The organism is Spirosoma endbachense, from assembly GCF_010233585.1.
Classification (GTDB): Bacteria; Bacteroidota; Bacteroidia; order Cytophagales; family Spirosomataceae; genus Spirosoma; species Spirosoma endbachense.
This window is the reverse complement of the sequence record NZ_CP045997.1, coordinates 10,165,837-10,188,429: the sequence shown is the minus strand read 5'-3', so window position 1 is coordinate 10,188,429 and position 22,593 is coordinate 10,165,837. Positions and strand designations below refer to the sequence as shown.

The 22,593-nt window shown below is 47.2% G+C and carries 17 protein-coding genes; 5 read left to right on the top strand and 12 right to left on the bottom strand.

Features of this window, described 5'->3' with window-relative positions:
* Positions 1–332: 332 nt before the first annotated feature.
* From GJR95_RS41075 to GJR95_RS41055, 5 genes are read right to left on the bottom strand one after another with little or no spacing between them, the layout of a single operon-like run.
* Positions 333–1,055 carry a LytR/AlgR family response regulator transcription factor gene (locus GJR95_RS41075; protein ID WP_232541027.1) on the bottom strand — a complete coding sequence of 241 codons (723 nt, stop codon included), beginning with the start codon at positions 1,053–1,055 and terminating at the stop codon, positions 333–335.
* Between the two features lie 30 nt (positions 1,056–1,085).
* Complete coding sequence (locus tag GJR95_RS41070; RefSeq protein WP_162391401.1) at positions 1,086–1,589, bottom strand: copper resistance protein NlpE N-terminal domain-containing protein; 504 nt, start codon at positions 1,587–1,589, stop codon at positions 1,086–1,088.
* 18 nt (positions 1,590–1,607) lie between these two features.
* Positions 1,608–2,096: a copper resistance protein NlpE N-terminal domain-containing protein gene (locus GJR95_RS41065; protein WP_162391400.1), complete on the bottom strand. Its 489-nt coding sequence runs from the start codon at positions 2,094–2,096 to the stop codon at positions 1,608–1,610.
* A gap of 37 nt (positions 2,097–2,133) precedes the next feature.
* A complete protein-coding gene (locus tag GJR95_RS41060) occupies positions 2,134–3,099 on the bottom strand; it encodes a Kelch repeat-containing protein (protein ID WP_162391399.1) in 966 nt (321 codons plus the stop codon).
* Positions 3,100–3,143: 44 nt separating this feature from the next.
* On the bottom strand, positions 3,144–4,211 hold the full coding sequence (locus GJR95_RS41055; RefSeq protein ID WP_162391398.1) for a sensor histidine kinase: 1,068 nt from the start codon (positions 4,209–4,211) through the stop codon (positions 3,144–3,146).
* Positions 4,212–4,412: 201 nt separating this feature from the next.
* Here GJR95_RS41055 and GJR95_RS41050 point away from each other — a divergent pair, with 201 nt between their 5' ends.
* On the top strand, positions 4,413–5,177 hold the full coding sequence (locus tag GJR95_RS41050) for a dioxygenase family protein (RefSeq protein WP_232541026.1): 765 nt from the start codon (positions 4,413–4,415) through the stop codon (positions 5,175–5,177).
* A gap of 107 nt (positions 5,178–5,284) precedes the next feature.
* Complete coding sequence (locus GJR95_RS41045) at positions 5,285–7,678, top strand: TonB-dependent receptor domain-containing protein (protein WP_162391397.1); 2,394 nt, start codon at positions 5,285–5,287, stop codon at positions 7,676–7,678.
* Between the two features lie 164 nt (positions 7,679–7,842).
* Here the strand turns inward: GJR95_RS41045 and GJR95_RS41040 are convergent, their stop codons facing one another.
* Together GJR95_RS41040 and GJR95_RS41035 are read right to left on the bottom strand one after the other, a co-directional pair.
* On the bottom strand, positions 7,843–8,064 hold the full coding sequence (locus GJR95_RS41040; RefSeq protein WP_162391396.1) for a helix-turn-helix domain-containing protein: 222 nt from the start codon (positions 8,062–8,064) through the stop codon (positions 7,843–7,845).
* A 3-nt stretch (positions 8,065–8,067) separates the two neighbouring features.
* Positions 8,068–8,610, bottom strand: coding sequence for a DUF2975 domain-containing protein (locus GJR95_RS41035; protein WP_162391395.1), 543 nt, complete (start codon positions 8,608–8,610; stop codon positions 8,068–8,070).
* Positions 8,611–9,119: 509 nt separating this feature from the next.
* Between GJR95_RS41035 and GJR95_RS41030 the strand changes: the two genes are divergently transcribed.
* From GJR95_RS41030 to GJR95_RS41020, 3 genes are all read left to right on the top strand, one after another.
* On the top strand, positions 9,120–10,004 hold the full coding sequence (locus GJR95_RS41030) for a porin family protein (protein WP_162391394.1): 885 nt from the start codon (positions 9,120–9,122) through the stop codon (positions 10,002–10,004).
* Between the two features lie 213 nt (positions 10,005–10,217).
* The gene (locus GJR95_RS41025) at positions 10,218–10,769 is read left to right on the top strand and encodes an SgcJ/EcaC family oxidoreductase (protein ID WP_162391393.1); all 552 of its coding nucleotides are present in this window, start codon (positions 10,218–10,220) and stop codon (positions 10,767–10,769) included.
* Positions 10,770–10,780: 11 nt separating this feature from the next.
* Complete coding sequence (locus GJR95_RS41020) at positions 10,781–13,591, top strand: ATP-binding protein (RefSeq protein ID WP_162391392.1); 2,811 nt, start codon at positions 10,781–10,783, stop codon at positions 13,589–13,591.
* A gap of 35 nt (positions 13,592–13,626) precedes the next feature.
* On the opposite strand, the gene GJR95_RS42630 is transcribed toward GJR95_RS41020, so the two are convergent.
* The 5 genes from GJR95_RS42630 to GJR95_RS41000 all read right to left on the bottom strand — a co-directional run bounded on the left by GJR95_RS42630 (position 13,627) and on the right by GJR95_RS41000 (position 22,507).
* On the bottom strand, positions 13,627–13,755 hold the full coding sequence (locus GJR95_RS42630) for a hypothetical protein (protein ID WP_262889742.1): 129 nt from the start codon (positions 13,753–13,755) through the stop codon (positions 13,627–13,629).
* Positions 13,752–14,456 carry an ankyrin repeat domain-containing protein gene (locus tag GJR95_RS41015; RefSeq protein WP_162391391.1) on the bottom strand — a complete coding sequence of 235 codons (705 nt, stop codon included), beginning with the start codon at positions 14,454–14,456 and terminating at the stop codon, positions 13,752–13,754. The genes GJR95_RS42630 and GJR95_RS41015 overlap by 4 nt, the downstream gene beginning before the upstream one ends.
* A gap of 62 nt (positions 14,457–14,518) precedes the next feature.
* Positions 14,519–17,161 (bottom strand): ABC transporter permease, encoded by a 2,643-nt coding sequence (locus GJR95_RS41010; protein WP_162391390.1) that lies wholly within the window; start codon positions 17,159–17,161, stop codon positions 14,519–14,521.
* Between the two features lie 3 nt (positions 17,162–17,164).
* Complete coding sequence (locus GJR95_RS41005; RefSeq protein WP_232541025.1) at positions 17,165–19,834, bottom strand: ABC transporter permease; 2,670 nt, start codon at positions 19,832–19,834, stop codon at positions 17,165–17,167.
* A 3-nt stretch (positions 19,835–19,837) separates the two neighbouring features.
* Positions 19,838–22,507, bottom strand: coding sequence for an ABC transporter permease (locus GJR95_RS41000; RefSeq protein WP_232541024.1), 2,670 nt, complete (start codon positions 22,505–22,507; stop codon positions 19,838–19,840).
* Positions 22,508–22,593: the final 86 nt, after the last annotated feature.

Genomic DNA, 22,593 nt, shown 5'->3' with positions numbered 1-22,593 from the left:
CCAGCAATCTGGACGATGAAGAGAAAGTGAATATTCAGCAATACATCACAAGAATATACGGGAGCCTTACTTCTTTCAACCTGCTCTTTAAAAACCAGAATCAGCAGTTTGTCGGCGAGAAAGTCCTTAGCGAAGTATAATTAGGACTTTCGCTCAGAACCACGGTCCGCCGTTGCGGTGCCACGGTTACTACTGGCGGACCGTGGTTCTGAGCGAAAGTCCTATTACTATTTTTTCATGTAGTTTTGGGTTAGTAGATTTGAAGTTCCCCGCTATCGGCTCGATAACGGGGACTTTTTTGTTGAACCTCCCAAATTCATTGCTGCCAATGCTTACTGTCGGCGGTCAAACAGAGTTTTCTCAACCTCTTCTTTATAATTACGCCCGATTGGGATCTGGTTCCCATTCACGATCAGCCGGTTGCGCTCAATTCGACTGATTCTCGACACAGCCGCAATGAACGACTTGTGTACCCGCATGAACTGGCTTTGAGGAAAAATCTCGTGCATGGCTTTGATAGAGCCTTTTATGACAATTTTACTGGTAGTCGTATAGATAATAGCGTAATCCTTAAGTCCCTGGATATAGATTACATCATTAAAATTCAGCTTGATACGCTGTAGGCCACTTTTTACAAAGATTGACTCGGGGCGAGTTTCGGCCGGGCCGTTTTCCAGATTGGCGTTTTGTTCTTTCAGAGCTAAAAAGTCGCGGATTTTCTCGATTGCCTGTATGAATCGAGGATAGGAAATGGGTTTTAACAAAAAATCGATAACGCCCAGTTCAAAGCCCTCGAATGCATAGTCGCGGTAAGCGGTGGTAAAAACCGTAATGGGTGGACGAGGCAGCGTTTTCAGAAAATCAATACCGTTCATACCGGGCATTTCGATGTCCAGAAACAACACATCGGCTTCATGATTTTCCAGATACAAAAGGGCTTCACGAGCATTGCCGAATTGGTGCACGGACCCGGTAAAATCGAATCGACCCAGATAGCCTTCCAGCACTTCACGGGCTAGTGCCTCGTCATCGACGACTACACAGTTTAGCATCATTGGTTTGGTGGTTTCCGGAAATCCTGCCGGTTAATTGACAACCCGGTTCAGGGTGTAACTCAAATTCTCGTCGCCAACCCTAAATCGGCGTTCCTGGTCCAGAATAAACAACACGTTATCATCGCCTTTCAGCAAATAAATGGAAACCTCAGGTTTGTCGGAATCCAATTGATAAACAATAGCGTTTGGATCAGTTTTTGTACCGTGTACGATTGCCCATTTTCCTTCCCGAGCCGCCGAGCGGTTCAACGTTCCCAATAGACGATAAGTCGTTGGCTCATGAGTAGTCGGGTCCTGATAGAGCGTTAGTCCCCACTTCACTTTCCAGCACTCCGGGCTAACAGAAATCTTCCAGTCTTTGGCGATTTCGGAACAAGGGAACCTGCCGCCAAAAACACCAACCACTGCCGGTCCACTGGCAACGGGTGAGCGGGAGGTTTTTTTCGAGGGAACATTCGTCAGGCGGGCTTCCTGCGCGTTGACCAGATTGGCAGAGAAAAGCAGGCCGATCAGGAAGACGGATAGGGTTCTCATTTTCATTGCGTTCAACGATTATTTTCTATTCAGGGTATAACTCCAGCCCTCATGACCAATCATTAGTTTGCCCTGCTGATCCAATAAGTGGAGCAGCCGACTCCCCGAGCCATTACCTTCCAGATTGACAAAAGAGATGGCCGTTTCGGGTGTATCCGGATTTAATCGATAAATCTCCCTGTTTTGGGCATCTTTCAGAATCGCCCATTTCCCTTCCTTCTCCAGGCTGATTCCACCATTTTGGAAGCCGGTTGTATTCGGTTGCGTCATGCCATAGGTATACCGAATTTTATAGACCGTAGGCGCTTGATTTCGAGGGTCCCGCTGAAGGGCTACGTTCCATTTTATAAACTCACAATCTGCACTGGCTGGAATCGACAGCATCGTTCTCGGAATCATGTCGCAGGGGCTGCTGGCCACAAAAATGGCTGGTTCGGGCGATGTTCGACTGGCCTGGACAAACCAGCTAGCCAGCAGGACAAGCATACTGATTTTGGCGAAATTCATAGTAAATAAGGGTCTATTTGTGCGTATTTTTCACACGTCATTTCCGTTCCAGCGTCCACACATCGTTGCTGTAAACGAAGTCAGGCTGGCTGATATCCTGCCCACCATATTTTCCGCCCGTCATGTAGATTCTCCCTCGATGCACACAGGCCGCAATCCCTCCGCGCGGTGACCAGGGTGCGTTTTGTTCGCGCCAGGTGCGCCCATCCGAACTGACTAAAACCTGACTGCTGAATTGCCCATTTCGGTTACAGCCCAATAGCCAGATCTGCCCATCCAGCACCACGGCCGCATAGCCGAAAATTTGTGTGCCCTTGACAATTTCGGGCGTTTCCAGCTTCCAGTTTACGCCATCGTTCGACGACCAGACGTCGTTATTGAGGAGGTATAATTTATTCTGTAAGGTTACGATCTGGCTACCACTTCGCTTACCAAACGGTAGATTGTCTTTTACGTTCTTCCAATGGACACCATCCGGCGAATTCCAGATATCGGCGAATTGGGTCTGGCTGTTTTCTCCGCCGATCAGCCAGATCTTATGCTGAAAAACAAAGGGGTGATAGAAAAATCGCCTGGGCAGATTGCTTTCTCCGGCGATGCGATTCCAGTGCCTCAGATCCTGAGTCTGGTAAATTTCGGGCCTAAACGTATATCGTTCGATATTCCCCGTAAAATGGCCAAGCCCAAGAATCGTGTCGTTGAACTGGACGTAATCCAGAAATGCCAGGTTGGAAATGGCATTGGGCAATGTCGATTTTTTCCAGTTTCTGCCATCAACCGAGAACCAGTTGCCATCGGGATGGAAAACCCAAAGCGTATCCCGATGACTGAACATCTGGAAATTATAGCTCTTTTTCCAGGGGCCCTCCTCCAGCTTTTTTGTCCATTTGTAGTCAGGCTTGCTAATCGGGGCAAGTCCATCTGTGTACTTGCTCAACTGTTCGGAATTGATCAACCGCGCTAGTAGGAAGGAAATCAATAGATAACGAAATAGACTATCCATCGCTCGTTCGTGTTTAGGGTCGAAAGCACAGGCACATTGCGCTATCAGTCAGCAAATGAGATATATAAAGCCGCTTTGTAGGTATCCAGCCTGTCTTCTGTTTGAAGCGTATAGCGTCCTGGATAGAGCAGTTCCAGTCGTTTCCGAAGATTGGTCAGACCAATACCACCTTTCTGTTGCTTAGGCTGTGCGGTTGGTTTGTTGTTTTCAACCGTCATTTCCATCGCTGTTGAATTCAGAGTCAGTGTGCCATGAAGCCAGGATTTTTCGGCCTGTTTGCCCACGCCGTGCTTAAACGCATTTTCGACCAGCGGCAGCAACAAAAGTGGAGCGATTTCCTGCCCGTTCGGATTACCGTTGATTTGAAGGGCAATCTCGGAATGATCACCACAGCGGATTTTCTCCAGTTCAATGTAGTTCTGTAAATAGCCAATTTCCTTTTCGAGCGGCACCCGTGCATCATCGCTGTCATAGAGCATATACTCCATCATTTCGGATAGCTTCAAGACCATATCCGGGGCAAGATCGGACTTCTTAAGGGTCAGCGCATAGAGGTTGTTGAGGATATTGAACAGAAAGTGCGGGTTCACCTGCGACCGCAGGAAATTCACCTCAGCCTGTAATTTTTCAACCGCAATCTTCTGCATCATACGCTGCTGCTCATACCAGTCGATGCTCAGTTTCAGGGGAACCATCAGGCCCAGGTACCACAAGGTGCTAAAGAAATTGTAGGATAACGTTTCGTACCAATTCCGGTTTAGAGTTGGAGCGATGATGAATCCGTATAAAAAATAATCATAAAGAGTCTGTACGAACAGATAGCCCAGGATTGACAGGAATACCAATGAGAAATAGCGGACATAACGCCCGGTTAGCAAATAGCGGGGTAACAGGTAGTGTAGATTGAGGTAAGCAATGCCAATCAGCAGAACAACTCGAATACTCACACAGGCCGCAAAAAAAGGCAAACCGGCCTTATAAATCAGGTATCGCTTCTCATAGAGAAAAAAACCGGTTATCAGTATCCAATAGGCCGTATGCACCAGCGCGTACTTGACTGGGATAGTTCGGTTGGAGAGCGGAATTTTTACGCGTCTATCCAGAAAGTCCATGCGAAAAACAGTTTGTAATCCGATGTAAATGAACGTAAAAGAAAAACGACCTGAAAATTATATCGACCAACGACCAAAAAAGTAGAGGAAGGGAATTCGCCCATGCGGCTCGTCTATTTTTCCGACCGTTGGTCTACTATTTTTTGGAATGATAAACGTCTTCAGTTGCTTTGTTCAGGCTCTTCGCTAAATCAATTGCATATGAAAACAAACTGGTTAATTCGGCTTTCCCAGACTCTTGGCTGGAAGAAGAATCGAACGCAAATTTTTATGATGATGATGATTCCTATTGATAAAATCATACTAAATCATAACTATTATAAAAATCTGCCTTCGATCAATGTTTACTGCAAACTCCTGCTGCTGCTCATACTTACGTTGCCCGCATTCGGGCAGAGTCCAAAAGTAGGCGGCCCCTGCGAAGGCTGTGAAGCGATTCATGAGACTTCGGTTCCATTCGACAAACTGGATAGCTTCCTGAAGATGCCCGATGCTACCTGGGAAGGCAAAAAACCGTTGGGCATCAATGGCATTGTGTATAAGGCAGATGGCAAAACGCCAGCTCCGGGTGTCATTTTATACATCTATCATACCGACGAAACTGGTCATTATACCGCGAAAACAGACGCTAAAGGCTGGGAGAAACGGCACGGGTCCATACGCGGCTGGATGCGTACCAATGATAAAGGCGAATACAAGTTTGTTACGCTCCGTCCGGCCCCGTACCCCGGTCGTACGGATCCGGCTCATATTCACATCACCCTAAAAGAGCCGGGAATCAATGAATACTACATTGATGAGTACCTGTTTGATGACGACCCGCTGCTTACTGCCGAAAAGCGGCAAAAGCTGGAGAATCGGGGGGGTAGTGGCATCCTGAAGCTCAAGGATGTCGGCAATATGTTTAAAGCCAGTCGGCACATTATCCTCGGGAAAAATATTCCGAATTATCCCATAAACCAGTAATAGCTACCCTGTATTCGTGAACAATACATCCTCCCGGTTGAGCGAGGACGGCTTCGCTATTGCCCTGATTGTCAGCTCACGACCCGATTGATACAAAACCAATCGTTATGAAACGTCTCTTCGTCTTCCTTTTTTTATCTGTTTTTGGCCAATGCCAACTGAAAGCCCAACTCACTGATAGTCTGGGCTCGGCAAGCGGATTTTTTGCAGATTCTATTACGGGGAAGGCCATTCCATTTGCGACTGTGAAGCTGTTTCAATTGCTCGGCGGTCCGAAGAAGAAACTGGCTGAGGGTACACTTACAGACAGCCTGGGGCATTTTTCGTTAAAGAATCTGCCCTATGGCACGTATTCCCTTGCGTTTAGCGCAGTCGGTTATCGGGCATTCCAAACGCCGGTCTGGACGATAAATGGTCAAAGTCCTACATTCGATCTGGGCACCATTGCCATCAGTCAGGATGTAAAAAATCTGAAAGCCGTAACAGTCAGAGGGCAAAAGCCTTTGATTGAACAACGAGTGGATGGAATTACCTTCAACGTGGAAAGCCTGCCAGCCATTGCCGGTAGCAATGCGTCGGATGTGCTGCGCAAAGTACCCCTGCTTTCGGTCGACGCGAACGGTGGGCTGTCGATGCGGGGGAGTTCGAATATCCGGGTTTTTATCGATGGTAAACCGTCCGACATCTATGCTTCGTCGGTGGCAGATGCGTTGAAATCAGTTCCTGGCGAAAGCATTGTTAGCGTTGAGGTGATCACCCATCCATCGGCCCGGTACGATGCAGAAGGAACCGACGGAGTAGTGAACATCATTACCCGACGAATTCGAACGAATATCACGAATGGCAATGTGAGTGGCGTTCTGGGCAATCGAAGTGAAAGCCTGATGGGAAATGTGCAAAGCAAATACGATAAATGGCTGGTAAAACTAGACGGATTTTACCAAACCTACTGGAATCGGAATGGATCGTTACTGGAACGAAAAACAGGGGCCGTTCAGGTCGTTCAGAAAAATGAATCCCGACAATCAGGCGATTACTTCTTTGGCGGAGCCAATGTTCTGTATAGCCTCGATTCGCTGAATACGCTCACTGTGGGTTACCGACATCGCTGGTCACCCTACCAGACGCATGTAATTTCAGATAATTTTTATACCAAAAATGGCGCCGTTCTTCCCTCCTTTCGGCGGCAGATCGATACGCCCATTACGAACGATGGGAATGCATTTACCGCCGGATACACCGGAAACTCACGGGATAAACAGAAAGAAATTTCGCTGCTGGCCACCTATTTTCAGTTCAACGGCACAAACCGTTACGACATGGAACAGACCAATAATGACCAAACACCTAACAAAGAAAATTTCTTTGGCAAAACCCTAAACCGCGACCTGATGATTCAGGCAGATTATATGCAGTCGTTTCAGAACAATCTGAAGTGGGAAATCGGCGGAAAACTCACGCAAAAAAATCTCAACAGCGATAGCCGGTTTGGGATCTATGATTTTGACACTCATTCCTACACGAACGACCCACTCCGAACAAATGCATTCTCGTATCAAAGCACGATTTATGCGGTGTACACCAACTTTAGTTTTCAGCTAAAAAAATGGCAATTTATGACTGGGATGCGCTACGAAAAAACAGATCTGAATGCCAATTTTAAGGGCAATTTATTGCAGATACCCGCTTTTCAAAATCTGGTCCCCAACCTGTTAGTCAGTAAAAATCTGAATCAGAAAAGCACAGTAAAGCTGGGGTATACAGTGAAGCTGGTTCGCCCGTACTTTTCCTACCTGAATCCGACAGTCAACAACAGCGATTCTCTCACTTTTCAATTTGGCAATCCTTACCTACGCCCCGAAATCACCCGCCGATACCAGCTTAGCTTTTCCCGGAATGGCGCCCGATTATTTACCGACATTGCTCTGTTTTACAACCACAACCAAAACAGCATTGAGAGCATCCGAACTGTACGGTCTGAGGGCGTCGTTGAAAATACCTGGCAAAATATTGGCCGCAATAAACGGCTGGGTTTTTCAGCAAATCTGACCTGGAAACCCAGCCCAAAAATCAGTCTGGGAAGTACGCTGACCATGCAGTATGTTCAACTGGAAAGTCCGGCTATGCAATTGCGTAACAGCGGTCTGATGCGGCAATTAGTTCTGAATTACAGCTATAAACTACCCAAAGGCTACAGCATTGACTTTTACGGTTTTTTCGATGTGGCTACGATCCAGTTACAGGGCTATCGTTCCGGCTGGAAATTTTACAACATGACATTCAGTAAAAAATCGACGAATGACAGGTTTAACATGAGTTTGCGCATGGAAACGTTCCTGACGCCCTTCACCTTTATCGACGAAGTAACCACGACGGAATCGTTCTATCAACGACAAACCAGTCGCTATCAGAACCAGAATCTTCGACTTACGTTCTCGTACAAGCTGGGCAAAAAGGACATAAAAAGCCCCCGGATGCGGCAGGCAGAAAACCCGGAGTAATAAGGTCATCGACAGACGGAATCCATTGGACACAAGTGCGCTCTGATGTGTCCTGACCCTAAAGAGAATCGTACGGATTGAATCACCCGCCAGTAACTCCGGCCAGAATTAGAATCTTTGTCCTCTCTTTTTGTACAAGCCAGGCGCTCAGCAACGTTCCAGCTTTATAAATGGTCTGCGGTTTGTTCCGTGTACTCTAATATATCCCCCGGCTGGCAATTCAGCACGTCACAAATAGATTCCAGTGTACTAAATCGAATTGCCTTTGCTTTTCCGGTTTTGAGTATGGACAGATTGGCGAGCGTTAAACCCACTTTCTCTGAAAGCTCATTCAATGACATTTTTCGCTTTGCCATCATTACATCTAAATTTACGACGATAGGCATTGCTTATACAGTTAGGTCGTTTTCGGCTTGAATCTCTACCCCACGCTTGAAAACCTGCGAAATGATAAACACGAGTCCCGCCATAATAATAAATTCTTCAGTAGCTCTCTCTCCCTGAATAACCCCCGTTTTTTTTAACAACCAATCGGTGTGGACATTGCTCAGAATAGCGACAAACCAGATTCCTAATAAAATATAGCTACTATTTTCAAGTAGACGAGCTAATTCAAGCTTAAAGGGATTTGCCAGATTCACCTTCGATAAGACTTTGATTACCAGATAAAACACGAATGCTTTCATACTCAATAAAGTAACCATTAAGAAAACAGACAGGGTGTAGTGCCATAAACTGAACTGTCTGAGGGTAATTAAACTCATCCCCTTGTACAGGTTTTTTGCCCCCTCCGGGTTAACACAACTGACACCATAAGAAAACAGAATCGCGCCAGCATGGATCAGTAAACCTATGAATGTCACCCAGGCCAGGACGTACATGATCGTAAGCATATCTTCGGTCCTCGTTTTTGTCTTGATTTTAGTATTCATCGTCTAGTTTTTTATAGTACATTGTCCTCGACGATCAAATATAGATAATTATTTATTGCTTATCAATAAATAAACTACCCTTTTCGATAAATTCAGAACATACTATCGGTCTCTGAATGTGGTGTCGGTTTCTTAAAACCGACACAGGGCGGCCGGTTCGCCGTGACAATTCTCAAAACGTGTCGTTCAGGCCGGATGCGGTTTCTTAATCAGGTTGAAGGACCTGACCCCACGCCAATACGCCAATAGACCTAACCTTCGCCAATACCCACTAAACCTTGTCAAACAGGGTAGCCATCTCTTCAACTGTACGGAGTCAATCAACCACCAGTAATGTTCCTGTAGCGTCGGTTTCAGTCTATTAGCCAGCCTGGAAATCGACGCTTTTTCAATGAGCGACGTACGTGCTAATCTGTGCGACGAAATCGCTAACAGATACCTTCTGTTTCGACTGACTTTTGCCCAGTCCTTTCGACGTCCGAATAAGAACATTAGCCAACATTACGTCCATGAAAAAATTATCCCTCTTACTCATCAGCCTTATCATCACGACAAGTACATCCACTCTACAGGCTCAGTCCCGACCAGCCATTCGTAAGCCGGTTACCCCGACTGCCCAGTCTGCTGCCAAACAGCCAGGCTCTACTCGAACAACGACCATCCTGGATAAAAAGATAGCTTCTGAAACGGGCTATTCCCGTAGCCCAGTAGCTTCTGAAACACCAGCCGCAACGGTCGTTCAGCCCGCTTCCACCGCACCTGCGAACATAGTCAGTAGACCGCAGACTACCCCAAAGCAGTTAGCCGCTCCTGCCGACTCTAAAGAAAGCCATCTTTGGATTGGCTTACGATTGGGGATCAACTCGACCACAATCAGTGGTGTCGATATAGCAGCGGTAGGAACGGGTGGCCATTTTGACCGGGTAACGGGTTTTCATGCAGGAGCTATATTGACTATAGGCGGGCCAATTTTTTCGGTACAGCCTGAACTTCTTTTCTCCCAGTACGGGGTCCGCATGACGTTTGGTGCCGATTATTTGCAGCTTAAATACAATCTGATTGAAGTTCCAGTACTGGCAAAAGCCACATTTGGCCAATCGAATCTTCGCTTCTTTATCAATGCGGGTCCGGTTGCGACATACACGATGGGTGGCACAATTTCACTACTGGACGATGGCCAAGCCGGTTCACAAACGATCGATATGACCAACGAAGGGCGTTTGTCTTTTGGCGCGTCGGGCGGGTCAGGAGTCGCGGTGAAGATTGGGCCAGGTGCGGTTCAACTGGAAGCCCGCTACACCTATCTGTTCTCGAGTAATGAGAATGGCGCGAAACTAAAACCCCAAAACCTGATGGTATCGGCAAGCTACATGATCCCGCTGGGAAGGCGTTGATCCGTGAAGCTTCTTAATGAACGCATCATGTCCAGATTCACTCACACCAACCCCCATTAATGTGTACATCAGGCTAACGAACGTACTAGTTTATTGGCTGCGACATCTATGCTATTCTACGCGACGAAATCGCTAACCGCGACTCAGCCCTTCATCCGACTTTTGCCTTGTTCGTCCGATCGACTGGACAGAGCATTTTCAATGATTACTTCCATGAAAAAATTAGTCACCATCCTATTCATTAGTATTATGGCGGCAACAATGACTCCTGGGCCCGATGCACGGGCCCAGAGCAACACGGCTCATGACGACCAGCGACTCCGGGAAATGATCACAACGATGCAAAAAGGCTGGAACGCCAAAAGTGGACAGATGTTTGCTTCCGTATTCGATACGGTCCATGACTATATCGTCGTCAATGGTATTTACCTGTCCGGTATTTCGCCGGAAGCAAACGCCGGAGCTCATCAGCAGATTTTCAATACGATTTATAAGACCACAGACTTAAATCTTAAAGTTGACAAAATTCGGTTTGTCCGTCCCGATTTAGCTCTGATTCATGTGTTAGGAGCTACCTACGAACAGGGAAAACCGGTGCCAGAACATCCGACGGCGATTATAACCTTGCTGGCCGAAAAGAAAAGTGACAGTTGGAAAGTGATTTCGTTCCATAACTGCGATATTCAAGTATCCAACGAACCGAATGCCCCGAACAAAAGTCCAATTCCATTTCAGGTCATGTACGCATCCTGGTATAAGCATTGATCGCTTTCGGTATGAACAGGCTGAAACAACTGCTGCTTCTCTTTTGTACCCTCCCCTCCTTAGCCTATTCTCAGGCTAGGGAGGAATCAGTCTATGTAGTTGACACCAACCGACAGGTTCACGATCTGGCTGCCTATACCACCCTTTTCATCGATTCGTCCGGTACCATAACGGCCCGGCAACTAGCAGAGGGACAGCTCAATAAGCGATTTCAGCAGTTAACAGCGGATAAAAATGCCTACCCAAACAAATTTAATTACTGGCTTCGTATTCCAGTAGAGGCCTCGGAGCAGATTCGAAACTGGTGGCTGGTGATAAAAACACCTTCGACTACCTATAACTACTACGCCCAATGGGAATACGTAACAGCCTATATGCTTGACGAACAGGGGCAAATCCAAGCTGTGGGGTCAAGCGGTTTGCTGACACCCCGATCCGTAAAATCAGTGAAAGAGGCCGCTGGCTTAGCGGCTGTATGCCTGACCTTACCGGCGAATAAAAAGCAAACGCTCCTGATCCGGTTGCGGAATGATTTTTATCCGGGACTTCCCCCACTTCCCGAACTACGCAGTCCAACGGTAGGCATACCAACCAATTCATTTGTACAGATGGGGTATGTCCTCAGCGCTATTGCAGCCATACTGGGTTTGCTTTCCTTCTTCTTTCTGGTTTTTGTTCGCGAGAAAGCCTACCTGTTTTTTAGTATTTACTTGCTCTTCTTATCCCTTCATTACCTGATTATCGACCCCAAAGCATCTTTTATCAACTACTTTATTCCCGAACATCCCCAGATCGTCTTTTACTGCTTTCATATTTTGACGTCCGGTGGCATTTTATTTTTTCTCCTGTTTGGGCGCTCATTTATCAATTTACCCCGTTTATCGGGTCGCATCGACCAGTTTCTCCTGTGGCTGGTGCGTCTCTGGGGAACGGCTATTGTGCTTGAGTTGGTGTTGATGACCATATACCATGAGCCCGTGCTGTCTCCGTGGGCGATTGCCATTCTATTGATCTTCGTTGTTGGGTTGCTGATCAGGATAGCGTTTTTTAACAGCATACTGGCCCGGTTTTATGTGGCAGGTGCTTTGTGGCTGATTCTGTTTTCTGTAATGGGCTATTTATGGGAAAAAGGCGTCATTGAGCCCGGTTTCATTCCCTGGCCCGTTGCGCAGGTTGGCCAGATCATTATTTACATGATTGGGCTGGCGTATAAAATTCGCCTGAACGAAGCAGCCAGAGCGGAAGCGGATCGAATCAAGGAAATCGATACGATAAAATCTCGTTTTTTTGCCAATATCTCGCACGAATTCCGAACACCCCTGACCCTGATTCAGGGCCCCTTAAAACAGATCGAAGCGGGTATCCAAAAGGACGGAGTAACTCTGTCCGACGGAATGGTAAGGCATCTGAAAACGATGCGCCGAAATACGGATCGGCTACTGGAACTGGTCAATCAATTACTGGACCTCTCGAAACTCGACAGCGGAGCCATGCATTTACGAGTGCTGCGGGGCGACATAATTCAATTGGTAAAAGTAATCGCGGAATCGTTCGACTCTCTGGCTGAACGAAAGCGGATACATTATCATGTTTACTATCCAGAAAAGAGCCATTGGGGTTATTTCGACCGGGATAAGCTGGAGAAAATTGTGACGAACCTGCTTAGTAATGCCTTTAAGTACACGCCGGAAGGCGGAACCGTAGCTATGCGGGTCGACATGGACGAAAACCGGTTTCGGCTGTCGATAGAGGATTCGGGGCCGGGCATTGCTCAAAACGAGCTGGATCAGATTTTCGACCGTTTCTACCAGGTCGAAGCGGTCGAAAATAGTGGGAGTGGTATCGGTCTTGCCCTGGTAAAAGAGCTTATAGACCTATACCGGGGTCAGATCAGCGTCAGTAGTGAACCCGGACGAGGCAGTCGGTTTAAAATTAGTCTGGCCATTGACCAGGCCTCATTCCGACCGGGCGAAATCATCGTAGATAATTTTTCAACCGAAAGTCGATTACCTGCGGCTGGTAGTCTGATTGATACCGAAGCAGATGATGATCCGGTTTCTATGGTATCACCTGTGCCAGCCCACCCTTTAGCCTTAATCATAGAGGATAACAGGGATCTCCGGCGGTTTATCGCCAGTTGCATAAGCGAACAATTTCGGGTGCTGGAAGCGGATTCGGGTGCAACGGGCTGGCAATCGGCGATAAGTGCCATCCCGGATATCATCATCAGCGATGTTATGATGCCGGGATTTGATGGATTCCAGTTAACCGAAAAACTAAAGAAAGACGTACGAACCAGTCATGTTCCAGTTATTTTGCTGACAGCCAAAGCCGGACAGCAGCACAAACTGGAAGGGCTGAAAACAGGAGCTGACGACTACCTGACGAAACCGTTCGACGCACCGGAACTGCTGACCCGCATGGACAACCTCATTGCCCAGCGACGATTGCTACGCAAGAAATTTGCAGGACAAATTATTCTGAAACCCAGCGAGATAGTGGTTGAAAGTACGGATGAGCGCTTTCTCCAGAATGTAATGAAATCCATTGAACAGCACCTGAGTGATGAGGAATTCAACGTCGAAAAACTGGCCGATTCGGTGGCGATGAGTCGCAGTCAGCTGCACCGAAAACTACAGGCGCTACTGGATCAGTCGCCCAGTGATTTACTCCGGCAAACCCGGTTACTGCGCGCGAAAGAACTCCTGCAAAAAAGGGCGGGTGTCCCGTCGGAAGTGGCCTACCAGGTTGGTTTCAGCAGCCACACTTATTTTTCCAAAGCATTCCGGGACGAATTCGGCATTAGCCCCAGCGAGGTATAAGCGATCAACATCTGGGCGCTCAAAATAAGACACGATTACCCCATTGATTTGCCAAACTGGAGCGTATTGCCATCGGAGTCAGTTACATAAAACTCGCGCATGCCCGTATAGAAAGCAATTGCCTCTTCCATGCTTCGGCACTTTTGCAAGTGGATAAGCTTCATAGTAGTCTACGCTTTTCAAGTCTCAAAACCCCGCTCTGGTTATTCAATTCAGCTAATTTTTTAGGCGATATCCCATCGTTGTTTTCTTTGTTAAAATCAGCGCCGAACTGGATTAACAAGTCAATTTGTTCCAGCTTATACTTTCTTTTTACAGCATAAAAAAGTGCCGTATTACCTTCTGAGTCAGCAATGTTCACATCGACGCCATTTTCTAAAAACCAACTGGCAATGTTAAACCGTTTCCAGGTAAACGCTGCGAGAAACGGGGTATCTCCCCCGGCCGCATCGGCAAGACTGGCGCCGTACTTTTTGAATAGATTAGCCGCTTGTACATCATCGTTCCAGGCAATGGCAAACAGACAGTGATTGGGATTGGCCCCTTTCTCCAACAGGTAGGTATAGAGCGTTTCATTCCGCCCACGGGTGTATGCGTACCAAAGGGGTGTTGCCGGAAAAAAGCCACAATTGTCAGGAAGTTGATGAACGGCATTCATATCCATGCCACGGTCTAGAAGTAGCTTGAGCAGTTGAAAACTGGCTTCGATTTTTTGCGGGTCTTTTGCTATGTCGAGGCCACACAAATAATGTAGTGCATTTTTTCCGTTCTCCTCCGACCAGCCAAGCCATTCCGGGTTCTTTTTCAGCAACTCGGAAACCGAGGGAATATCCAATTTTTTAATTGCCTGGATGAATTTATTCATAGCTGATACGACTCTGGGTTATACTTGAGAAATGATCGCTATTCCCATTTTTAGTCCTTATCTCATTCCGTTCTTAAACTCTTCACCGGATTCACCAGCGCAGCTTTGATCGTTTGAAAACTGACCGTAATCAGCGCAACGAGTAAAACCAACCCTATCGACCCCGCAAACATCCACCATGATAAGCTGATACGATACGCAAATTCTTCCAGCCAGGTATTCATAAGAAACCAGGCTACGGGTATGGCAATAAAGCAGGCATACACAATCAGCGTTAAAAAGTCTTTGGATAACATCACGACAATGCCGTTGACGCTAGCGCCCATTGTTTTTCGAATACCGATCTCTTTTCTCTTTTGCGCAGTTGAATAGGCAATCAAGCCATATAGTCCCAGACAGGCAATCAATAACGACAGTATAGAAAAGGTTAAAATGACACTCGAGAAACGTTCTTCGGCCCGGTATTCTTCGGCAAGCAGCAGATCGACAAAATCATAATCGAACAAAGCAACCGGAAAATGCTTTGCCCAAACCTTTTCGATAAACGCCAGACTACGGCTTGCTTCCCTGCCATCTATCTTTACCGTAATTCTGGAAAAATAGTTATCCCGAAGTGAAATAGCCAATGGTTCAATCGTATGTTGCAGGGAACGGTAGTGGTAATCATGAACCACACCAACAACCGTTCCGGGCCGGTTATCCAGTCTAAACGGCTTACCAATGGCAGCCTCGGCATGGTGCAGCCCCATTTTTTTTACAGCTTTTTCATTCAGGATAATTTGTTGAACCGTATCGCCGATGGCTCGGGGCGTCACGTTTTTTCCGGCTACTAATTTCAAGCCATATACCGCCAGATAAGCTTCATCAACCTGAAGCCTTGCCGCACGAATCTGGATAGGTTTACCTTTCCGATCAATCGTTTCTGCATTGCTCATTTCCTGTCCTGATCTGGATGTAGCAACTCCACCCACAAACGGACTGGTCCGTAGTTCATCGTTGAACGCATTATACCCCTTAATGACATCTGCATTTCCATTCAGCCGTATATACACCAAAGCCTCTTTAGTATAGCCCAGGTCTTTGTGTTTTACGTAGGTCATCTGCGTGTAAATAATGACAATACTGGTAATCAACAGCAGGGTGATAACAAATTGTGCGACAACCAGTGACTTGCGTAGGGCTATTCCTTTCGAACCTGATTTAAAGCCCCCCTTCAGAACGCTGACAGGTTTAAAACTGGAAAGAATAAAGGCCGGATAAATGCCTGCCAGAATACCTAAAAACAGGGTTATTCCAGCGAGAAAAAGCAAGAGTGTGGGCGCTGAAATAAGCGAAAGATTTTTACCCGTAAGCTGGTTGAAAAATGGTTGTATAAGGACGGATGCGAGCAATGAAACCACTAGTCCTATACTGGCAATAAACACCGATTCTGACAAATATTGCCCGATCAGTTGCGTTTTAACAGCGCCAACTACTTTTTTTATGCCTACTTCTTTGGCTCTGCCAACAGAACGGGCCGTGGCCAGATTCGTATAATTAATACCCGCCAGCAGGAGTATAAAAATACCGATCGTCGAAAAAATATACACCTGGCTAAGTTTGCCGTTGGGCGCAATTTCATTTTCCAGGTGAGATCGCAGATGAATAGCACCTAAAGGCTGAAGTTTATAAAAATAGACCGAACGCCAGCTGGCAAACAGTTCACCGACATGTTTTTCGTAAAACTGGGTGATTTTATCAGAGAACGCTTTATAATCAACACCTTTCTTTAGTAACAAATACGTAAAACATCGCTCGTCACTCCACCCCGCAGCCGTCAGTACATCCGGATTAGTAACCTCAATTGTTTTGAAAGAACCCAGCATGGTAAAGGTAAAATGAGCATTTCGGGGCGGATCAGGCGTAATGCCGGTTACTTTATAATTGGCCCCTCGCCCCGTGCTGTCATACATGTAAATTGTTAACGACTGCCCCATCGGATCGGCATTCCCGAAGTACTTCTTTGCCGTTGATTCAGTCAGGATAACCGAATAGGGTTCGGTCAGGGCGGTGGCCACATTACCTCGGGTCAAGGTGTAACTGAAAACGTTGAAAAACGAAGGATCGGTCAGGATAATGCCGGGTTGCAACGTTTGCTTATTCTGGTACTGAACTATTTCTTCTCGCCTATCTAACCGAACTGTATTTTCAACTTCTTCATAATCCTGCAGAAGAGCCCTGGCCATCGGAACGCCGGTCTTAGCTGATTCAGAAATACCCGTTTCTGTTTTTTTGGTTGTGGTTAAACGAACAATCCGATCATAATTCTGATTGAACGCATCATAGCTTAGCTCATCCTGTACCCAAAGGGCAATAAACGCAAAACAGATCAAACCAGCGGATAGACCAACTATATTGACAGTCGAAAAAACCTTGTTCTTGACAAGATTCCGAAAGGCGATTTTAATATAATTACGTAGCATAGCAGGCTGAAGGATTGATGGTTGGTAATAGTCACTTTGCCGTTTCCGACGGTATACAAACGGCGGTAGCACCGACACCACATTGAGTACGTAGCGCAACGTGGCCTGGGTCTGACCCGACCGCTCATACCAGTACCGATATAGCTCATCCAGATCGCCCTCCACCTCCTCCCGAGTTTCCTCAGGGTGTAGCCGTGTTAAGAGCCAGTAGGCCCAACGGGGTGGAGATTGATCAGCGTTCATGGCTTATTCGCTCCGTAAGCTTTTCACCGGATTCATCAGGGCCGCTTTGATACTCTGAAAGCTGACTGTCAGCAAGGCAATGCCAACCGCCAGCAATCCGGCCAGGGCGAATATCCACCACTCAATCTCAACCTTATAGGCGAAATCCTTCAGCCATTGGTTCATACCCCACCAGGCTATGGGTGAGGCAATCACCAGAGCAATCAGAATCAGTTTCAGGAAATCTTTCGATAACAGGGCAATGATACTGGGCACCGAAGCGCCCAATACTTTCCGAACACCAATTTCTTTGGTGCGTTGTTCGGCAGTGTGCGTTGCCAGGCCAAATAGGCCTAAACAGGCAATGAAAATGGTCAGGCCAGAAAAGAGCGTCAATACCTGTTCGATTTTTTGTTCGCTGAGGTAGACCTGCTCGAAGCGATCATCCAGAAACGAATAGGTAAACGGAGCTGCGACTGCAAATGAATCCCAATCCTGTTTTAGAGAAGCCAGAAACCGAGGCAGGTTATCGGTTCGGGTTTTAATGAGAATATTGCCTGAATTTCTACCCAAAAACATGACTAAAGGGCCAATTTTCTGCCGTAAGGATTCGAAATGAAAGTCGCTTACGACGCCAATGACTCGGTAAAACGTTTTTCTACCCTTATCGTCAATTTTACCGATCAACTCTTTTCCAATCGGATTTTTTTGCCAACCCAGTGCCCGAACCGCCGTTTCATTCAGGATAACGGCAGATGAATCGGTAGGGAAGCTTTTTGAAAAGTTGCGCCCCTGAGCTATCGGCATTCCTAACGTAGGAATATACTCATAATCAACGTTATACAATCGACTCACAACGCCTTTGTCCGGGTCTTCTTTGGGCATAACGGCGCTATTGTTGCCGCTTGTACTCCCAACCGGTACATCACCAGAGATACTTCCTCTGATTACTTGCGGATGCTGGATTATCTTGTCGCGGAAAACAGCTTCGTTATTCCGAAGCATGTACGTATTCTGAATTACCAGAATCTGTTCACGATCAAAACCCACTTTCTGGGATTGCATATAACGCAATTGTCGGTCGGCCGTAACCGTGGCAATGATCAGGGAAATGGTAACAAAAAACTGAAAGACGACCAGTCCACTCCGCAGATTAAAGCCTTTTCGTGCGGCCATAATCCGGCCTTTCAACACGAATACGGGTTTAAAAGAAGCCAGATAAAAAGCCGGATAACTGCCCGCCAGTAGCCCTACCAGAACAGTTCCTGCCACTAATTTCAGCGCGATAAAAGGGTCGGCAAATAAAGTCAATGCGAGGTTCTTGCCGGTTAGCTGGTTAAATGAAGGAAGAACCAGCCCTACGAGCAGTATACCAACCAGCAGCGAAATCATAGCCAGCAGGACCGATTCGATCAGAAACTGTTGCTGCAATTGCCCTTTTACCGAACCCAGCACCTTACGTATACCTACCTCACGCGACCGCCGTGCTGCCGTGGCCGTGGCCAGGTTCATAAAATTTACACAGGCGATCAGTAACATAAACACAGCTATCGCCGTCAGTACATACACGTACCGAATATCTCCTCCTGGCCTTAAGTCACCGCCTTTAGAATACAAATGAATATCGGTTAGCGGCTGAAGAACAACACCAAAATCATCGCCTTTTTTGCGAAATTGCTGCAGGCTGATTCCCAGAAACTTCTGCACTTCAACGCTAACATATTTTTCCGCCAATTGGGGAATTTTAGCCTCCAATTGTTTGTAGTTGTACTTTTCGGGTAGAACCAGATAGGTATAAAAGTTCATGCTACCCAGCCAGCCTATATTCTCTGCTTCTTTTAAACTGGCTAACGAGGCCAGCATATCGAACCGAAAATGTGAATTCTCGGGTACGTTAGCGACTACGCCCGTAATCCGATAGGGCGTTTTGGCGCTGTTAAAAGACAGGATTTTACCAATCGGGTCCTGATTGCCGAAGTATTTTCGGGCGGTTTCTTCGGTTAATACCACCGTGTTTGGCTCCGTCAGCGCCCGTTGTGGATTTCCTTTGAGTAAAGGAATGGTGAATACCTGAAAAAAGGTCGAGTCGGCGTACAGCAAATTATCTTCTTTAAAAGAGGTTGTTCCGTAGCTCACAAACCCACCTCCCTGATTGCGGATACGTGTTGTTTGCAGGACTTCGGGAAACTCACTACGAAGGTTCTGCGCAACACTTGGCCCCAGCGTCGGGCCGTTAATATCTTCGCCGTTTAACCGCAAATTGATGCTCACCCGCACAATTCGATCTGCTTTCTGATTATAGCGGTCGTAGGATAATTCATCCTGCACATACAGCATGATCAGTATGCAGGTAGCCAAACCGATAGCCAGCCCAACTATGTTAATGCTGGTTGAGACTTTTTGTCGCTTCAGATTGCGAAAGGCGATTTTGAAATAGTTGCGAATCATAGTGGGATGAAGGATTGAGGGTTGAGAATAATCTTCTTGCCGTTTTCGACGGTATACAAACGGTGGCAATACCGACACCACATTGAGCACGTAGCGCAACGTGGCCTGGGTCTTTCCAGACTTACGGTACCAGTATACGTACAGCTCATCCAGATCCCCTTCGACCTCCTCCCGAGTTTCCTCAGGGTGGAGCCGGGTGAGCAGCCAGTAGGCCCAGCGGGGCGGAGAAGGATTGGGTGTATTCATGGCTTATTCGCTCCGTAAGGTCTTGACGGGATTCATCAGGGCCGCTTTGATACTCTGAAAGCTGACTGTCAGCAACGCAACAGCTACCGTTAACAACCCGGATAGTGCGAAGACCCACCACTCGATAGCTGTTTTATAGGCAAAGTTTTTCAGCCACTGATCAACCGCATACCAGGAAATGGGAATGGCGATCAGGATCGCGATCAGTACTAACCTCAGAAAGTCTTTCGACAACAGAGAGGTAATGCTGGCCACCGATGCTCCCAGTACTTTCCGGATACCGATTTCCTTAGTCCGCTGCTCAGCCGTGAACGTTGCCAGTCCAAACAGGCCTAGGCAGGCAATCAGAATTGTCAGGATAGAGAAATACAAAATGATGCGACCCACCCGTTGTTCGGCCCGGTATTGTGCCTCCAGGTCCTGATCGACAAAACCGTAGGAAAGTGGGTTGGCAGGATCGAGTTTTTTATACACGGCTGCTATGTCAGCCTGCGTACGCGACAACGTGCCTGGTTCCGTTTTGACCAATAGATTGAAATAAGGATTCGATGGCTGAAAACGGAAAATGAATGGCTCAATAGCGACTCGAAGTGGCCGGAAATGAAAATCTTTCAATACACCAATCACCTGGCCTTCCTGACCCCAGTGTTTGATCCGTTTGCCCAGCGCTGTGGCAGATGACCAACCCATACGCTTAGCCGCCGTTTCATTGATCAGATAGGCCTGTAGTTTGGATGACGTATCAGACGGAATTTTTGCTGAAAAATTCCGTCCAGCCGCTATCGACATGCCGGTCGTTGATATGAAGTCCTGATCGACATTCATGTTCGTCATCAGAAATTCATCTTTTGGCGTTTGTCCCTCCCACTCAACAACCGTTGAGTTCATGATACCAACTAAGTTACTCGTGGTTACCGATGATCTTGCAACACCCGGCAATTGCGCGACCTGGTCCTTGAATTGCCACGCCTTACTTCGAAGGTCGCCCTTTAACCGAACATACAGCAATTGTGATTTGTCAAATCCAAGTTTGGCAGTCTGCATGTAGGCGAGCTGCTTATAAATGATCACGGTACCAATGATCATGATGATAGACAGCGTAAACTGTCCGACTACCAGCGATTGCCGAAAACCAAGGCCCTTCTGACTATTAAACAGGCCTTTTAGAACGACAGCAGGCCGAAATGATGACAGGAAAAATGCCGGATACAGTCCGGTTAGCAGGCTAACAACGCCCGTCAGTACGGCCAGCGTTAGCCAGAATAGAGGGAGATGATAGGGAATTTGCAATCCCGTCCCGGCAACATCATTAAAAAGCGGCAGTAGCACTTCGGCCATTAACAGGGCCATAAAAACAGCAAGCCCCGTCATCAGCAGCGCTTCGCACAGGAACTGCCCGACTAAGCTGAGCCGTTGCGCGCCCAGTGTTTTACGCATGCCAACTTCTTTAGCTCGTCCGGAGGCACGGGCTGTTGCCAGGTTAATAAAGTTAATGATGGCAATCAGTAAGACAATCAGCCCAACCGCAATGAAGATGCGGACGTAAGCAATGTCGCTTCGCTTGCCCCAATCCGTCTCGAATGAGAATTTTGAGTATAGGTAAATATCCGACATTGGTTGCAGCAGCAATTGAGTTTCGTTACCGCCATCATACCGTTTCAACTGGCTTCTGATTTTATCAGCGAATCGATCCGAGTTGCCCGATTCTGCCAGTTCAGGACGTAACAGGAGGTAGGTGTGGTAACTGTTGCTGTTCCACTTCATGCTCCACTCGTCGTTTTTTTCGAGCCATTTAAAAGGCAGCAATACATCGAACTGGATATGCGAGCGGGTGGGTGGGTTTCGGGCTACCCCAACGATCAGTAGATTCTGCTGCGTATTGAGCTGAACCGATTGCCCGACTATATTCTTGCCCGACCAATCTTTCCCGAAGAATCGCTCAGCCATAGCCTCGGAAAAAATCACCTCGTTCGGCCCCCGAAATACAGTTGCCTGATTACCTGCAATCAACGAAAAATTAAACAGGCTAAAAAAAGAAGGATCAACGATCAACATCTGCTCCGGCTCAACGGCCTGCTTCCGCTGAGTCAGTACGCCGGACCATCGGCCAATGCGCGTTGTTTTCTCCACTTCGGGGAAGTCTTTCAGCAGTGATGACGCCAATGGACCGGGCGTAACAGCCACATCAAAAATGCCTTCCGCCTGCTTCTGTTTTTCTATTACCCGATAAATACGCCTATAGTTAGCATTGAACCGGTCGTAGCTCAACTCGTCGTATATATACAGGGAAATCAGCAGACAACAGGCCATGCCGAGCGCCAATCCACCAATGTTGAGGATGCTGTATAACTGATGCTTTTTCAGCGTCCGAACCGCAATCAAGACATAATTCCGTAGCATAGCAGGATGAAGGAAAAAAGTGGTCCGAAATTCTGGTGACCGGCGCTCCGGGTAATTGTATGCTCTACGCTGTCGTCGACGCACAAAGGGCGGTAGTACCGACACCACATTGAGCACATAGCGTAGGTTGGCCTGAGTACGACCTGCCCGCTCATACCAGTACCTATACAGTTCATCCAGATCCCCCTCGACTTCCTCCAGCGTGTCTTCAGGATGCAGTCTGGTTAAAACCCAGTGGGCCCAGCGGGGCGGTTCGACGGGTCGAGGTTTCATAAAGACCAATGGATCATGTTCAGTGCCGAATGAAATTAGGTGGTCATTTATCGTTACAGGTTTTAATCCGCAAACGCCCGAGCGGT

Excerpts from the sequence above, each read along its gene's own strand:
- GJR95_RS41005 (WP_232541025.1), bottom strand. The coding sequence starts at position 19,834 with ATGAATACACCCAATCCTTCTCCGCCCCGCTGGGCCTACTGGCTGCTC.
- GJR95_RS41070 (WP_162391401.1), bottom strand. The coding sequence starts at position 1,589 with ATGAGAACCCTATCCGTCTTCCTGATCGGCCTGCTTTTCTCTGCCAAT.
- GJR95_RS41000 (WP_232541024.1), bottom strand. The coding sequence starts at position 22,507 with ATGAAACCTCGACCCGTCGAACCGCCCCGCTGGGCCCACTGGGTTTTA.
- GJR95_RS41030 (WP_162391394.1), top strand. The coding sequence starts at position 9,120 with ATGAAAAAATTATCCCTCTTACTCATCAGCCTTATCATCACGACAAGT.
- GJR95_RS41065 (WP_162391400.1), bottom strand. The coding sequence starts at position 2,096 with ATGAATTTCGCCAAAATCAGTATGCTTGTCCTGCTGGCTAGCTGGTTT.
- GJR95_RS41010 (WP_162391390.1), bottom strand. The coding sequence starts at position 17,161 with ATGAACGCTGATCAATCTCCACCCCGTTGGGCCTACTGGCTCTTAACA.
- GJR95_RS41015 (WP_162391391.1), bottom strand. The coding sequence starts at position 14,456 with ATGAATAAATTCATCCAGGCAATTAAAAAATTGGATATTCCCTCGGTT.
- GJR95_RS41040 (WP_162391396.1), bottom strand. The coding sequence starts at position 8,064 with ATGCCTATCGTCGTAAATTTAGATGTAATGATGGCAAAGCGAAAAATG.
- GJR95_RS41035 (WP_162391395.1), bottom strand. The coding sequence starts at position 8,610 with ATGAATACTAAAATCAAGACAAAAACGAGGACCGAAGATATGCTTACG.
- GJR95_RS41020 (WP_162391392.1), top strand. The coding sequence starts at position 10,781 with ATGAACAGGCTGAAACAACTGCTGCTTCTCTTTTGTACCCTCCCCTCC.
- GJR95_RS41075 (WP_232541027.1), bottom strand. The coding sequence starts at position 1,055 with ATGATGCTAAACTGTGTAGTCGTCGATGACGAGGCACTAGCCCGTGAA.
- GJR95_RS41050 (WP_232541026.1), top strand. The coding sequence starts at position 4,413 with ATGAAAACAAACTGGTTAATTCGGCTTTCCCAGACTCTTGGCTGGAAG.
- GJR95_RS42630 (WP_262889742.1), bottom strand. The coding sequence starts at position 13,755 with ATGAAGCTTATCCACTTGCAAAAGTGCCGAAGCATGGAAGAGGCAATT.
- GJR95_RS41060 (WP_162391399.1), bottom strand. The coding sequence starts at position 3,099 with ATGGATAGTCTATTTCGTTATCTATTGATTTCCTTCCTACTAGCGCGG.
- GJR95_RS41055 (WP_162391398.1), bottom strand. The coding sequence starts at position 4,211 with ATGGACTTTCTGGATAGACGCGTAAAAATTCCGCTCTCCAACCGAACT.
- GJR95_RS41045 (WP_162391397.1), top strand. The coding sequence starts at position 5,285 with ATGAAACGTCTCTTCGTCTTCCTTTTTTTATCTGTTTTTGGCCAATGC.
- GJR95_RS41025 (WP_162391393.1), top strand. The coding sequence starts at position 10,218 with ATGAAAAAATTAGTCACCATCCTATTCATTAGTATTATGGCGGCAACA.